Origin of the sequence: Actinocorallia longicatena, from assembly GCF_039534125.1 — a bacterium.
In the GTDB taxonomy this organism is placed as follows: Bacteria; Actinomycetota; Actinomycetes; order Streptosporangiales; family Streptosporangiaceae; genus Actinocorallia; species Actinocorallia longicatena.
The window spans coordinates 225,790-238,822 of the sequence record NZ_BAAAUV010000008.1; the positions used below are offsets into that span (position 1 = coordinate 225,790).

A 13,033-nucleotide genomic window follows, 5' to 3' on the forward strand; every position below is an offset into this window, starting at 1 on the left:
GTGCTCAGGGTCCTCAGCTACAACCTCAGGGCGCTGCGCGACGACGCCGAGGCCGCGGCCCGGGTGATCCGGGCCTGCGGCCCCGACCTCGTCTGCCTCCAGGAGGTGCCGCGGTTCCTCGGCTGGAAGCGGCAGCGCGACGCCCTGGCCGAGGCCTGCGGCCTGCGGGTCCTGTCCAGCCGCCGCAGCGCGGGGCTCGCCGTCCTCGGCGGGCCGGACGTCCGGCTGCTGCGGGCCGGTTACACCTTCCTGAGCTGGAGCCCGCCCCTGCACCGCAGGGCCCTCGCCGTGGCCAGGGTCAGGGCCGGCGGGATGGACCTGACGGTCGCCTCCACCCATCTGGACCTCGCGCCCGGGGCCAGGCTCAGGCACGTCCAGGAGATCCTCCGGCTGCTGGCGCCCTCGCCGGTCCCGGTCGTGCTGGCCGGGGACTTCAACGAGGAGCCGGGCGGCGCCGCCTGGAACCTGCTGTCGGCCTCCTTCCAGGACGCCTACGCCGTCGCGCCGGAGGGGGCGGAGCTGACCTTCAGCGCCCACCGGCCGCGGGTGCGCATCGACGGCGTCTTCGTTGACAAGAGGCTGCGGGTGGAGGGCTGCGGGGTACCGGGCGGGATGGAGGAGGACGTGCTGCTCGCCACCGACCACCGGCCGCTTCTGGCCCGCCTGACCCTGGCCTGACTCCACAACCCCGGCCTCTGTCAGCTAACAAAGTGTCACCGGGTGAACCTTCGGCACTTCCGCGTTAGAGACCGCCTGATGTGGTTAAAGTCCGACCTTGTGAGCGAAAAAGCGACGTCCGTGTTCGGAGTGGACTACGCCTTCTCCCGCCCGTCGGTGGCCGCGCTGAAACGTGCCGGGGCGAAGTTCGCGTGCCGCTATCTGTCGCACTCGGCGAGCAAGAACCTCAGCAGGGCCGAGGCGGTCTCGCTCACCGCGGCCGGAATCTGGATCGTGGTCGTCTGGGAGACCACCGCCGCCCGCGCGCTCGCGGGAAGGGCGGCGGGGGCCCAGGACGCGCGCGACGCCGCCGCGCAGGCGAAGTCCTTCGGGATGCCGGCCGACCGCCCGATCTTCTTCGCGGTCGACTTCGACGCGACCGCCTCACAGCAGGACGAGATCCACGCCTACCTCGACGGTGCCGCGGGCGTCATCGGCCGGGACAGGATCGGTCTCTACGCCGGGTACGGCCCCATGAAGCGCGCCTTCGACGCCCGGAAGATCACCTACGGCTGGCAGACCTACGCCTGGTCCGGTGGCCGGTGGGACGAGCGCGCGCTGCTCCAGCAGTACAGGAACGGCGTCGATCTCGACGGCGCCGATGTCGACTACGACCGGGCATTCGGCGCCGACTACGGCCAGTGGAAGGTCGGCGTATCCCCCGCGGAGGACGGACCCTTGAAGATTCTCATCAACCTCGGCAGCACCAAGGCCGTGACCATAGCCCCCGGAGCGCGGGTGGCGCTCGTGTTCGACAAGGAGTACGACGACCCGTCGGGCATCCACAAGGACGGCGCCGTCGCCGACTGGCTGCCCAAGGACACCGCCTACCACGTGGTGACGCTCTCCCTGGTCGCCTCGGGTCAGGCCGACGGCGAGAAGCTCAAGCCGACGATCACCGAGTACGAGCGCGACTCCAACGACCGGATCAAGGACCTGGTCGGCGAGGACAAGGTCGGCAACGGCACCAAGGTCGAGTACGCGCTGTCCGGCCTGGTCTACCTCAACGAGAAGAACAAGTACCGGGCCGAGGTGCAGAACTTCGGCACCGTCCCGGTCACGGTCGAGAAGGCCTTCCTGAAGATCGCCCGCTAGATGACGGCGCCGTCGTCGCCGTCGCGGGGCTCGTCGCCCATGCGCAGGACCAGGGTGACGAAGCCGCCGATGAAGGCGGCGACGGCCAGGAAGGCCGCCCAGCCGGGGGCCTCCCAGTTGAGCAGGACCGTCAGCAGGATGTAGGCGGGGCCGCCGATCAGGCACAGCCAGGCCAGGCGGGTGGTCGGGTCGCCGGTGGGCAGCGGCGGCGGGGGCGGGGGCTCGTAGTGGCCGTCCTCGTCGGGCTCCGGCATCTCCTCGACGTCGGACTTGTCGGCGGAGAACACGACCCTCGCGGTCGGCATCCGGCCCGTCGTGTCGGCCCTGTCGTCGGGGGAGTCGCCGTCCTCTTCCGGCCGGATGTCCTCCTCGTCGGGCCAGCGGACGTCGGTCGGGGTGTCGCCGAAACCGGCCACGATCTCGGCGAAGATCGCGTCGTCGTCGAGCGGGGGCGCCGGGGTCTCCACGGTCGTCGCGTTCGCGCCGGGCGCGATCCGGTCGCCCAGGATGTGCTCGTGCAGGAGCGCCTCGGCCTCGTCCTTGCGGGCGAGATCGCAGTGGACCCGGTCGAGGGGGTCGGGCTCGTCTCCCGCACCCGGCAGGGCGTAGGCGGCGATCCCGGCCTCGCGCAGCACCGCCAGCAGGTCATCTGCCAGCTCGGGCACGAGATCGATCAGAGGCGTGTAGGCGTCCGCTGACAGACCGTTCTCACGGCGGTTCACTTCCACCTGCCTCAGCTCCTCCATTGATGCCTTGAGCCTACGGTGTGAATCGTCCCACGCGGTGCAAGGGGACACGATCCGTCTGCATGCTCCGGCTCGTGCGAAGATGTACGCCAACTCGAGTCCGGCCGGTAGTCAAGAGAGAGGCGGCATCCCATGTTCTGGTGGGTCGTCAAGGCCATCGTGGGGCCCATTCTCACCATCGTATGGCGGCCGAAGAACAGTGGGATGGACAACGTCCCGGAGTCAGGCCCGGCGATCCTGGCCAGCAACCACCTGTCCTTCGCCGACCATTTCTTCGGCCCGTGGCCGCTGCGCCGCAGGATCGTCTTCCTCGGCAAGCGCGACTACTTCACGGGCAAGGGGATCAAGGGATTCCTGACGAAGTCGTTCTTCAGCGGCGTCGGGGTGATCCCCATCGACAGGACCGGCGGGAAGGCCTCGGAGGAGGCGCTGTCGACCGGGCTGCGGGTGCTGGGGGAGGGCAAGCTCCTGGGCATCTACCCCGAGGGCACCCGCGTCCCCGACAACCGGCTGTTCAAGGGCAAGACGGGCGTCGCCCGCCTCGCCCTCCAGGCCAAGGTGCCGGTGATCCCGATGGCGATGATCAACACGTTCGAGCTGATGCCGTCCGGGCAGATGCCGAAGGTGTTCGGGCTGCCGGGCCGTCCCGGTGTGCGGTTCGGCGAGCCGCTGGACTTCTCGCGGTACTACGGCCGCGAGGACGACCGCGAGGTGCTGCGGACCGTCACCGACCAGATCATGAAGGCGATCGGCGCCCTGTCCGGCCAGGAGTACTGCGACCGGTACGCCGCCGACGTCCGGGCCGAGCTGACCGGCCGGGCCCCGAAGGACGACGACGAGTAGGGCGGCGGGCGGCGGGGACGGCCGGGTGAACGTCGAGTCGGCCCTGTGGCGGGCGATCGCGGTGTTCCGCGGCGTCTCGCTCTGCTACGCGGCCGTCCTGATCGTCCGCAACGACGCCGGCTACGCCCGTCCGTGGGCGGCCTGGCCGGTCCTCGTGGTGATGGTGCTGTGGACGGCCTTCACGATCCACGCCTACCGGCTGGCCGCCTGGCGCGGCGACGAGCGGCGCCGGCGCGCGCTGGCCGTGGCCGATCTGGTGATCCCGGCACTGTGCCTGCTGGCCACCGGATTCGTGGAGTACCAGGCGAACCTCTTCGAGGGCCGGGCGAACCTGACGGTCAGCTGGGTGGCCGCGCCGGTCATGGTGTGGGCGCTGATGGGCGGGGTCAGGGGCGGCCTGGTCGCCGCGACCGTGCTCGCGGTGCCCGACCTGGCGCTGCGCGGGCTGTACGCCGACCACGTCTCGGCCTCGACGGTCAACGGGATCGTGCTGCTGTACATGGTCGGCGCCGTGATCGGCTACATGGCCAGGCTGGCGCTCGACAGCGAGGCCAGGCTGGCCCGGGCCATCGCCGTGGAGACCGCGACCCGGGAGCGCGAGCGGCTGGCCCGCGACATCCACGACTCGGTGCTCCAGGTGCTCGCGCTGGTCCAGCGCAGAGGCGGCGAGGCCGGGGGCGAGGCGGCCGAGCTCGGCAGGCTCGCCGGGGAGCAGGAGGCGGCGCTGCGGACCCTGATCGGCGCGCCCCGCCCCGAGGAGATCTCCGGCAGCGGCGACACCGACCTGAGGGCGCTGCTCACCGCGCACACCGGCGCCCGGATCCAGGTGTCGGCCCCGGCGACCCCCGTCACGCTGCCGGGTCCGGCGGCCCGCGAGGTGGCGGCGGCCGTCTCGGCGGCGCTGGACAACGTCGAGCGGCACTGCCCGCCGGAGACGTCGGTGTGGATCCTGCTGGAGGACGACGGGGACCGGGTGACGGTCAGCGTCCGCGACGACGGCCCCGGCATCCCCGAAGGACGCATGGCCGAGGCCGTCTCGTCCGGGCGGCTGGGGCTCGACCAGTCGATCCGCGGCCGGGTCCGCGACCTCGGCGGCACCGTCGAGATCACCACCGCTCCGGGCGCCGGAACCGATCTGGAACTCACGATCCCGCGCCCCCGGCGGAGCTAACGTCCGGTTTAGGTCGGGGAGAGGACGATCGTTCCAGCGGACGGCGCACCCTCTCATCTCGCGCCGCCGGATCCTGGAGCGAGACATGACCGAACCCGAACCCGGCAAGCCCGTCGCCGGCAGCCCCCCTCCGCCGCCCCCCGCTCCCGAGCCCGATCCCCTCCCGGACCCGGAACCGGCGCCCGCGCCCGCCGCGGTCGCGGCACCGCCGCGCCGCAGGTTCGAGCGGGTCAGGACCCTCGCCCCGGCCGGAGCGCTCGGCATGCTGGCGGCGGGCCTGGTCGGCGGCCTCGTCGGAGGCGGCGTGGTGGCGATCGCGGGGACCTTCGACGACGGCGGCCCCGAGCACCACAAGCGCCCGTTCGTCCGGGTCGTCCCCGACGGCCGCTGGCAGTACGGGGGCGGGCAGGGCGACGGCTGGGGCAGGGCCTACCCGGTGCCCGAGCAGGGACCGGGTTTCCGGCGGTTCAACCGGTACCCCGAGGAGATGCCGGTGCCCGCCCCGCAGCCGCAGGCGCCGACGGCGAACCCGGCGCCGCCCCTGACCGTGTCGCCCAGCCCCAGCCCCAGCCGGACCTGAGGCCGGCAGGATCTGAGGCTGGGAGGATCTGAGGCTGGGAGGAACACGAACGCCGCCGTCCCCGGTGGGACGGCGGCGTTCGACGGTTCAGGCGGAGGCGGGGGCCTCGAAGCCGACCGCCCCGCGCGGGGCGGGCAGGGCGAGCCTGACCTTGGTGTGGCCCTCGTGGGCGGCGACGGCTGCCTGGTGGTACTGCTCCAGGTCGCCGCGGAACTCCGGGTCCTGGTAGACCGTTCCGTCGATCAGCGGGCCCTGGCGGCCGTCGATGACGGCCAGGACGTCGTCCCCGGTGAGGGTCTTGTGGGTCTCCAGCGCGTGCGCCAGGGCCAGGACCTCGCCCCGGGCCTCGGTGAGGATCTCCTCGGCCTTCTCCAGCAGCTTCACCAGCAGCGTCTCGATCCGCTCCGGCAGGCGGCCGTCCGTGGGGTCGGGCGCCTTGGAGGGGGTCGCTCCGAAGCCCAGGCCGCCGCCCTTGCGGCCGCCCTTCGGCTCGGCGTTGCCCGGGCTGCCGATGCCGAGGCCCTGGAGAGCGGTCAGCGACGAGATGCCGCTGCCCATGCCCCAGTAGGCCTCCATCAGGGCCGCGACGAGCGTCGCCGACTCGAGGTCGCCCGAGACGCCCGAGCTGTTGTCCTCGCCGAAGAACATCCGCTCTCCCGCCAGCGACGCGAGCGAGACGAGGATGTCGGCCTCGTACTCCGTGCGCCACCGGGTGAACTGGTCCTCCGGCTTGATGCTGGCGACCATGCCGAGGTAGTCGCTGCCCTTCTCGATCGTCGCGATGTCGATCTCGAGGTGCTTGCGGGTCTTGTAGGCCATGACCGCGTGGCACGCCTCGTGCACCGCCACGGCGTGCCGCTCCCGCTCGATGTACTCGACGTCCTCGGGCGGGCCGAGCTGCTTGAGCCGCTTGGCGTGCATGACGTCCGACCAGGTGATGACCTCGCGCCCGGCCCGGATCGCGGTGATCAGCGACTCGTTGACGAGGTCCTTGATCGTCGCACCGGTGGCGTAGGGCGTCACGGTGGCGAGCTTGTCGAGCTCGTCGTCGGTCAGCTCGTGGTCGACCTTGTCGAAGTAGCCCCTGTAGGTGCGGACCCGGCCGGCCTTCGACGGATAGCCGACCTTGTAGATCCGGTCGATGCGGCCGGGACGCAGCAGCGCCTCGTCCAGGGCGTTCGGCATGTTCGTGGCCATCATGATCAGGATCCGGTACTTGGGCGGCGGCTTCGGCCGCATCCCCAGCGCCCTGCGGACGTACCGGTTGACGAACCCGCGCGGCTTCTTCAGCCCGGACATCTCGGTGAGCAGGGCCTGCAGCGTGCCCATGTCGCCGCCGCCCCCGCCCATGCCGCCGCCCATGACGATCTTGTCCTGGGTGCCGCCGGGCAGCCCGCCGCCCGAGGCGAGCTTCCAGCGGGTGTCCTCCGACAGGTAGGACATGCCGTTGCAGCCCGCGTGCCGGAACGCCGCGCTCCCGGCCGCGGAGAAGCCCGGCTGACCCATCGGTCCCGTGCCGGTGGGCAGCGACCTGCGGCCCAGCGAGTCGGCCTCGTCGAAGAAGACGATGACGCCGCCGTACCGCAGCGACAGCTTGCGGATCTTGCGGAAGAGCCCCTTGACCTTCAGGACGCCGACGCCCATGAACATGTTGATGAACGCGCCGGGGTCGACGAACACGTACGGCTTGCCCGTCTGCCCGGCGACGGCCTCCGCCATGAGGGTCTTGCCCGTCCCAGGAGGCCCCCACAGCAGGATGCCGCCCGGCACGTACCCGCCCTTGGCCTCGATCTCCTCGGGGTTCTCCAGGAACAGGATGTTCTCCTGGACGCGCTCCAGGACGTGGTCCTGCCCCCACACGTCGGTGAACCGGGTCTTGATGTCGTCGGGGTAGTAGACGTCGACGCCGCCCTTGGACAGGAACCAGAAGATCGCCGCGAACTGCCCGACGACGATGAACAGGATGAACAGCACCTGGATCAGCATCGGCATGGCCTGCCAGATGAGCGACGGCAGCTGGAACAGGGCCAGGACGGGTGAGGTGTCCCGGGCCTTGCCGATCACCACGGCGATGATGGTGAGCCAGATCAGGTAGGTGATCACCCTGCCGATGCGGAAGCGCGTCCAGGGCGACAGGCGGCGCGTCGACTGCCGCTCGAAGCCGCCGAAGATCCGCTCCGTCCAGAACACGTGGTAGCGCGACCACCGCTCGGACAGGAAGAAGTGGATCTGCCGCAGCAGCTCGAGCCCGGCGAGCACGAACACCCAGCGGGCGTCCTGGGCCTGCTGACGGGCGGCGTCACCGAAGGGCAGCAGCGGGTTGTCCGCCATCGACGCCCAGACCAGCGCGAACCAGACCAGGGTGAGCAGGAGCAGGTACTTGACGCGGTCGAAGAGCGAGAGGCGCTTGCGGGTGGGGCCGGGGAGAGCGGCCGGCTCGGCGTCGGGAGCGTCGACGGTCACAGCGTCCGCGGCGACGACGGGGTCGTCCGCCATCGGCTCGGTCGTCGGCACTTCCTCCGGCCTCTTACGCCGAAAGATCATTTAAGTGTTCCTCACCGTGAACGATTCGGCGATCGCGTCGAGCTCACTCTTGCGATCTTTGAAGCACTTGGCGGAGCATCGGACGATCATCCAGTAGAGGTGGCCGTCGTCGCTGGCGTAGGCGGTCAGGTCGAACGTCTGCAGGCCGCCGAGCGCGGCGCTGTAGTTGTAGGTCGTCCGGACCCCGCGTACCCCGTGTCCGGGGGTCAGCAGCTCGTCGCGGAGCAGCTCGAACCCCCGCAGGCCCGTGCCGTTGTCCGAGGCGGTCTGCCGCGACGTCTCGGTCACGGGCAGGAAGAGGTCGCGCAGATGGTTCAGCGAGATCGTGCCCTGCTCGGGGTCGGTGAGGCGGCGTACGGTGGCGTAGACGAAGGGCTGGTCGCTGCCGAGGCCGAGCAGGTGTGCGGCCGAGGGCTTGGCGTCGGCGTCGTAGGCGACGGACCAGGTGATCTTGTCGATGACCTCCGCCGTGGCGGAGTCGGGGTCGGTGTCGTTGAGTGCGGAGTTCAGCGACTTCTCATCGATCTCGTGCCACTCCGCCGGCACCCGGAAATAGGTCTTGTCGCCGGAGTTCTTCACGTAGTGATAGGACGGGTCCCCGCAGGCCGAGAGCGTCAGGGCGAGGGGGGACAGCAGGGCAAGGGCTAGTGCGCGCCGCGCGCTGGGCACCAGAGGACCTCCGCGGGGGGTGTAACTGATTGCTCATATGTACCCAAATTCCTGTTCGATCCACATTTTGTGCCAAAGTCACAACGATTTAACTCAAGGAGGTTTAATGACCAAGGTCATGGTCGTGGACGATCATCCGATGTGGCGTGACGCGGTGGCCCGCGACCTCGCCGACGCCGGATACGACGTGGTGGCGACGGCCGGGGAGGGGCGGCAGGCCGTCCGGATCGCCTCCGCGGCGTCTCCGCAGGTCGCGGTGGTCGACCTCCAGCTCCCCGACATCAGCGGGGTCGAGGTGACGCGGGCGCTGGCCGCGTCCGGGATCCGGGTGCTGGTGCTGTCGGCGAGCGGCGAGCAGGAGGACGTGCTCGAGGCCGTCAAGGCGGGGGCGACGGGTTACCTTCTGAAATCCGCGGGACGTCCGGAGTTCCTCGACGCCGTGGCGCGCACCGTCACCGGTGACGCTGTGTTCACGCCGGGACTGGCGGGCCTCGTGCTCGGGGAGTACCGGCGGCTGGCCGCCGCGCCCGCGCCCGAGCCGGACGCCCCCCGCCTCACCGAGCGGGAGACCGAGGTGCTGCGGCTGGTCGCCAAGGGCCTCACCTACAAGCAGATCGCCGAACGCCTCGTGCTCTCGCACCGCACGGTGCAGAACCACGTGCAGAACACCCTGGGGAAGCTGCAACTTCACAACCGGGTTGAGCTGGTGAGATACGCCATAGAAAAGGGTCTGGACGGCGAGTAGCCCGACAGGTCATTCTTCGCCTGAGAAATACCGGGAACCGGCCCCCCTCTCCTCGCATCTCACAGAGGAGCCGGACCCTCCCGGCTCTGGTGAAGGAGCGTGGCGCATGGCGGCTTCCGGAACGGCGACCTGGGGCATCTCGGGGCCGGAATTCCTCGGCGGTTATGGCGTGGCGGCGGCCGGGCTGCTCGTGGTGGTCCTGCTGATCCGCATGTGGGCCTCGGCGGGGAAGCGGCCTGACCGCGCCCTGCACCACTACGAGCTGGCCTTCCTCAGCGGGGGCGGCAGGCGGGCCGTCGCGGCCAGCCTGGGCGCGCTGCGCTCGGGCCAGGTGATCGCCTCGGCCAAGAACGCCAAGCTGTCGATCGTCGGCACTCCGCGGATGACCCTCTACCCCCTCGACCATGCCGTCCTCGAGGCGATCGGCCGCGGCATCACCACCGGCGGGCTGCCCCACCAGCCGCAGGTGCGGCAGCAGCTCGACCTGATCAAGGCGGAGCTGGTGGGCAGGCGCCTGCTGATGGGCCCCGCGGAACGGCGCCAGGTGCGGGCCGCCGCCCTGCCCCTGTGGCTGCTGGTCGGGCTCGGCGTGGCCAGGATCGTCGCCGGGACGGCCAACGGGCGCCCGGTCGGCTTCCTGGTCTTCATCGTCCTGCTGCTCGCGGTGCTGACGGCCGTGATGACGATCTGGGTGCCGAGCAGGACCCGCGCGGGCGCCTGGACCCTCACCGACGCCATCACCCGCTACCGGGTGTACGCGCCGCACATGTCGCCGTCCTGGTCGACCTACGGGCCCGAGGCCGTCGCCATGGGCGTCGCGATCTACGGCGGCTCGGTGCTGTTCAGCATGGACCCGGCCTTCGCGGCCGAGTCCGAGGTCGCCAGCAGGCTGGCGGGCAGCGGCGGAACCGGCTCCTGGTCGGGATCGTCGTCCTCGTCCTCGTCCTGCTCCAGCGGGTCCTCGTGCTCCAGCGGGTCGTCCTGCGGCGGCGGCTCCTCGTGCGGCGGCGGGGGATGCGGCGGATGACGGGGGTCGGGATCGGCTGGCGGCCGGAGATCGCGGCGTTCGTCGGGGCGCTGCCGGGGCCGGCCTTCACCGAGGTCGTCGCCGAGTCGCTGCACCACATCGATCCCGCCCTGCTGCCGGACGTCCCGGTGGTGCCGCACGGGGTGAAGCTGTCGCTCGGCGGCGCCGGGGAGGTCGACCCCGCGCGGGTGCGGCTCCTGGCCGAGGCGGCCGAGCTCGTCCGGGCGCCGCTGGTCAGCGAGCACGTGGCGTTCGTCCGGGCGGGCGGGCTCGAGGCGGGCCACCTGCTGCCGGTGCCGCGCTCGCGTGAGTCGCTGGACGCGCTCACCCGCAACATCAGGCTGACGCTCGCCGAGCTGGACGTGCCGCTGGCCGTCGAGCCCATCGCGGCGCTGTTCGACTGGCCCGACGACGAGTTCACCGAGGGCGAGTTCCTCACCGAGCTCCTCGACCGGACGGGCGCGCGGCTGCTGCTGGACGTCGCCAACGTGTACGCCAACGCCCGCAACCGCGGCCGGGATCCGGTCGCGGTGCTGGAGTCCTTCCCGCTCGACCGGGTGGCCTACGTCCATGTCGCGGGCGGCGCCGAGCACGACGGGCTCTACCACGACACCCACGCGCACGCCCTGCCGCAGGAGGTCCTCGCTCTGGTCGCCGAGACCGCGCGGCGGGTGCCGGACCACCTCGGCTACCTGCTGGAGCGCGACGGGGACTACCCTCCGGCCGCCGATCTCGTCCGCGAGCTGGACGCCGTCGCCGACGCCGCGTCCCTGCCGAGGATCACATGAGCGGGCTCGCCGGACGGCAGGAGGCCCTCGTGCGGGCGCTCGTCGGCGGGGGCGGCCTTCCCGCCGGGTTCGACGCCCGGCTCGTCGGGGCGGCCGCGAAGGCGCTGCTGCGCAAGCGGTCGGGAGAGATCGTCCGGGCGTGGCCCGAACTCGCCGGGAGCGAGGCGGAGATCGTCCGATGGGCGGAGGGACGGCCGTCGCTCGGGTCGTGGCGGGACGGCTGGGAGTTCGCCCGGGAGCACCGGGAGTCCCTCGGCCGGGACGCCCTGACGGCCCTGGTGGTCTGTGAGGTCCGCTGGATCCACGGGGGTGAACCCCGGCGGCGCAGGGGTCCCGTGGTGCGCCGCGTGCCTGGTGGGGCGGTTTTCGGGGCCTTTGGACGGAGGGTCGTCCTGCGCCGGTGATGGCCGGGAGGTGACGACGTTCTCACCCGTGCTTTCCCTCCCTCGAGAAGAGGTCTAGACCAGAGGGGAGGAGCGAGCGGAAGGGGAGGGCATGCGGATCGGAGTGCTCACGGGGGGCGGTGACTGCCCGGGGCTCAACGCCGTGATCCGGGCGATCGTGCGCAAGGGGATACCGGGCTACGGCCACGAGTTCGTGGGGTTCCGCGACGGCTGGCGCGGCCCGCTCGAAGGCGACACCACCGTCCTGGACGTCCAGGCCGTCCGCGGGATCCTGCCGCGCGGCGGGACGATCCTCGGGTCGTCGCGGACCAACCCGCTGAAGATCGAGAACGGCATCGCGCGGATCAAGGAGAACCTGGCCTCGCTCGGGGTCGACGCCCTGATCGCGATCGGCGGCGAGGACACCCTGGGCGTCGCACGGGCGCTGCACGACTCCGGCGTCCCCGTGGTGGGCGTCCCCAAGACCATCGACAACGACCTCAACGCCACCGACTACACCTTCGGCTTCGACACCGCCGTCGGGATCGCCATGGAGGCGATCGACCGGCTGCACACCACCGCCGAGTCCCACCACCGCGCCCTGATCTGCGAGGTCATGGGACGCCACGCGGGCTGGATCGCGCTGCACGCCGGGATGGCCGCGGGCGCGAACGTCATCCTCATCCCCGAGAAGCCCTTCGACATCGACCGGGTCGTCGCCTACGTCGAGTCGCGGTTCCGGACCCGGTACTCGCCGATCCTCGTGGTCTCCGAGGGCGCCCACCCCGTCGACGGGCAGATGGAACTGCTCGGCGGCGACCTCGACGCGTTCGGGCACGTCCGGCTCGGCGGGATCGGCGAGTGGCTGGCCAAGGAGATCGAGAAGCGCACCGGCAAGGAGGCCCGCACGACCGTCCTCGGGCACATCCAGCGGGGCGGCACCCCCACCGCCTTCGACCGGGTCCTCGCCACCAGGTTCGGGCTCCAGGCCATCGACGCCGTCAACGAGCACGACTTCGGCATCATGGTCGCGCTGCGCGGCACCGACATCGTCAGGGTCGGCCTGGACGAGGCCACCGCGACGCTCAAGACCGTCCCCGTCGAACGCTATGCCGAGGCCGAGGTCTTCTTCGGCTGAGGGAACCGGTAACGTCCCCGGTCGGTCTCAGGGAGAGACCGACCAAAGGGGACACGCATGGACATGCTCAGTTACACACCGCTGATCTTCATCGCGGCCGGGCTCGCGATCGCGGTGGCGGGCCTCCGGAACATCGTGCGCTCCCGGCGGTTCGCCGCCACGGCCTGCCGGGTGCCCGGCACCGTCACCGACGTCCGGACGCGGCTGACCGGCCAGGGCGAGCACCTGCGGGCCGTCGGGCGTCCCGTGCTGGCCTTCACCACGCTGGAGGGCCGGGAGATCCGGACCGAGGCCGAGGACCCCTCAGGTCACGGCGTCGGCCGGGAGGTCGGGGTTCTGTACGACCCGGCCGACCCGACGGCGGCCCGGATCGAGGGAACCCACTCCGTGTGGTCGGGGCTGGTGGCCGTGGCGGTCGGCCTCGTGTTCGCGGCCCTGTCCTTCGGGCTGCTCAGCGCCTTCACCGACGGCTTCGAGGACCTGCGCGGCGGCTCGGGAGGCTCGTCCACCGAGTGCTTCGACGCCCAGGACCAGCCGATCGACTGCCCCGCCGACCTCATCGGCGACGAGGAGGTTCCCTAACGTTC

General features: G+C 71.3%; 14 protein-coding genes. 11 read left to right on the plus strand and 3 right to left on the minus strand.

Annotated features, from left to right (window positions below):
* The gene (locus ABD785_RS18930) at positions 1 to 678 is read left to right on the plus strand and encodes an endonuclease/exonuclease/phosphatase family protein (protein WP_344829822.1); all 678 of its coding nucleotides are present in this window, start codon (positions 1 to 3) and stop codon (positions 676 to 678) included.
* A 99-nt stretch (positions 679 to 777) separates the two neighbouring features.
* Positions 778 to 1,812: a glycoside hydrolase domain-containing protein gene (locus ABD785_RS18935; protein WP_344829825.1), complete on the plus strand. Its 1,035-nt coding sequence runs from the start codon at positions 778 to 780 to the stop codon at positions 1,810 to 1,812.
* Here ABD785_RS18935 and ABD785_RS18940 read toward each other — a convergent pair.
* Positions 1,809 to 2,540: a hypothetical protein gene (locus ABD785_RS18940; RefSeq protein ID WP_344829827.1), complete on the minus strand. Its 732-nt coding sequence runs from the start codon at positions 2,538 to 2,540 to the stop codon at positions 1,809 to 1,811. The genes ABD785_RS18935 and ABD785_RS18940 overlap by 4 nt on opposite strands.
* A 222-nt stretch (positions 2,541 to 2,762) precedes the next feature.
* Here ABD785_RS18940 and ABD785_RS18945 point away from each other — a divergent pair, with 222 nt between their 5' ends.
* The 3 genes from ABD785_RS18945 (at position 2,763) to ABD785_RS18955 (ending at position 5,152) form a co-directional block, all read left to right on the plus strand.
* Positions 2,763 to 3,401, plus strand: coding sequence for a lysophospholipid acyltransferase family protein (locus tag ABD785_RS18945; protein ID WP_344829828.1), 639 nt, complete (start codon positions 2,763 to 2,765; stop codon positions 3,399 to 3,401).
* A 25-nt stretch (positions 3,402 to 3,426) separates the two neighbouring features.
* Positions 3,427 to 4,572, plus strand: a complete 1,146-nt coding sequence (gene macS / locus ABD785_RS18950) for a MacS family sensor histidine kinase (RefSeq protein WP_344829830.1) — start codon at positions 3,427 to 3,429, stop codon at positions 4,570 to 4,572.
* 85 nt (positions 4,573 to 4,657) lie between these two features.
* Positions 4,658 to 5,152 carry a hypothetical protein gene (locus ABD785_RS18955; RefSeq protein WP_344829832.1) on the plus strand — a complete coding sequence of 165 codons (495 nt, stop codon included), beginning with the start codon at positions 4,658 to 4,660 and terminating at the stop codon, positions 5,150 to 5,152.
* Between the two features lie 87 nt (positions 5,153 to 5,239).
* On the opposite strand, the gene ABD785_RS18960 is transcribed toward ABD785_RS18955, so the two are convergent.
* Complete coding sequence (locus ABD785_RS18960; RefSeq protein WP_344829834.1) at positions 5,240 to 7,696, minus strand: AAA family ATPase; 2,457 nt, start codon at positions 7,694 to 7,696, stop codon at positions 5,240 to 5,242.
* Positions 7,697 to 8,365, minus strand: a complete 669-nt coding sequence (locus tag ABD785_RS18965; protein ID WP_344829837.1) for a hypothetical protein — start codon at positions 8,363 to 8,365, stop codon at positions 7,697 to 7,699.
* A gap of 106 nt (positions 8,366 to 8,471) precedes the next feature.
* Here ABD785_RS18965 and ABD785_RS18970 point away from each other — a divergent pair, with 106 nt between their 5' ends.
* The 6 genes from ABD785_RS18970 to ABD785_RS18995 all read left to right on the plus strand — a co-directional run bounded on the left by ABD785_RS18970 (position 8,472) and on the right by ABD785_RS18995 (position 13,028).
* Positions 8,472 to 9,110, plus strand: a complete 639-nt coding sequence (locus ABD785_RS18970) for a response regulator (protein ID WP_344829839.1) — start codon at positions 8,472 to 8,474, stop codon at positions 9,108 to 9,110.
* Positions 9,111 to 9,216: 106 nt separating this feature from the next.
* Positions 9,217 to 10,137, plus strand: a complete 921-nt coding sequence (locus ABD785_RS18975) for a TIGR04222 domain-containing membrane protein (protein ID WP_344829842.1) — start codon at positions 9,217 to 9,219, stop codon at positions 10,135 to 10,137.
* Positions 10,134 to 10,925 (plus strand): MbnB/TglH/ChrH family RiPP precursor modification enzyme, encoded by a 792-nt coding sequence (locus ABD785_RS18980; RefSeq protein ID WP_344829845.1) that lies wholly within the window; start codon positions 10,134 to 10,136, stop codon positions 10,923 to 10,925. Before ABD785_RS18975 ends, ABD785_RS18980 begins: the two co-directional genes overlap by 4 nt.
* The gene (locus tag ABD785_RS18985; RefSeq protein WP_344829847.1) at positions 10,922 to 11,329 is read left to right on the plus strand and encodes an SCO6045 C-terminal-like domain-containing protein; all 408 of its coding nucleotides are present in this window, start codon (positions 10,922 to 10,924) and stop codon (positions 11,327 to 11,329) included. Before ABD785_RS18980 ends, ABD785_RS18985 begins: the two co-directional genes overlap by 4 nt.
* 91 nt (positions 11,330 to 11,420) lie before the next feature.
* Positions 11,421 to 12,446, plus strand: a complete 1,026-nt coding sequence (locus ABD785_RS18990; RefSeq protein WP_344829849.1) for a 6-phosphofructokinase — start codon at positions 11,421 to 11,423, stop codon at positions 12,444 to 12,446.
* 57 nt (positions 12,447 to 12,503) lie between these two features.
* Positions 12,504 to 13,028 (plus strand): DUF3592 domain-containing protein, encoded by a 525-nt coding sequence (locus ABD785_RS18995; protein WP_344829851.1) that lies wholly within the window; start codon positions 12,504 to 12,506, stop codon positions 13,026 to 13,028.
* The last annotated feature ends 5 nt before the right edge of the window (positions 13,029 to 13,033 follow it).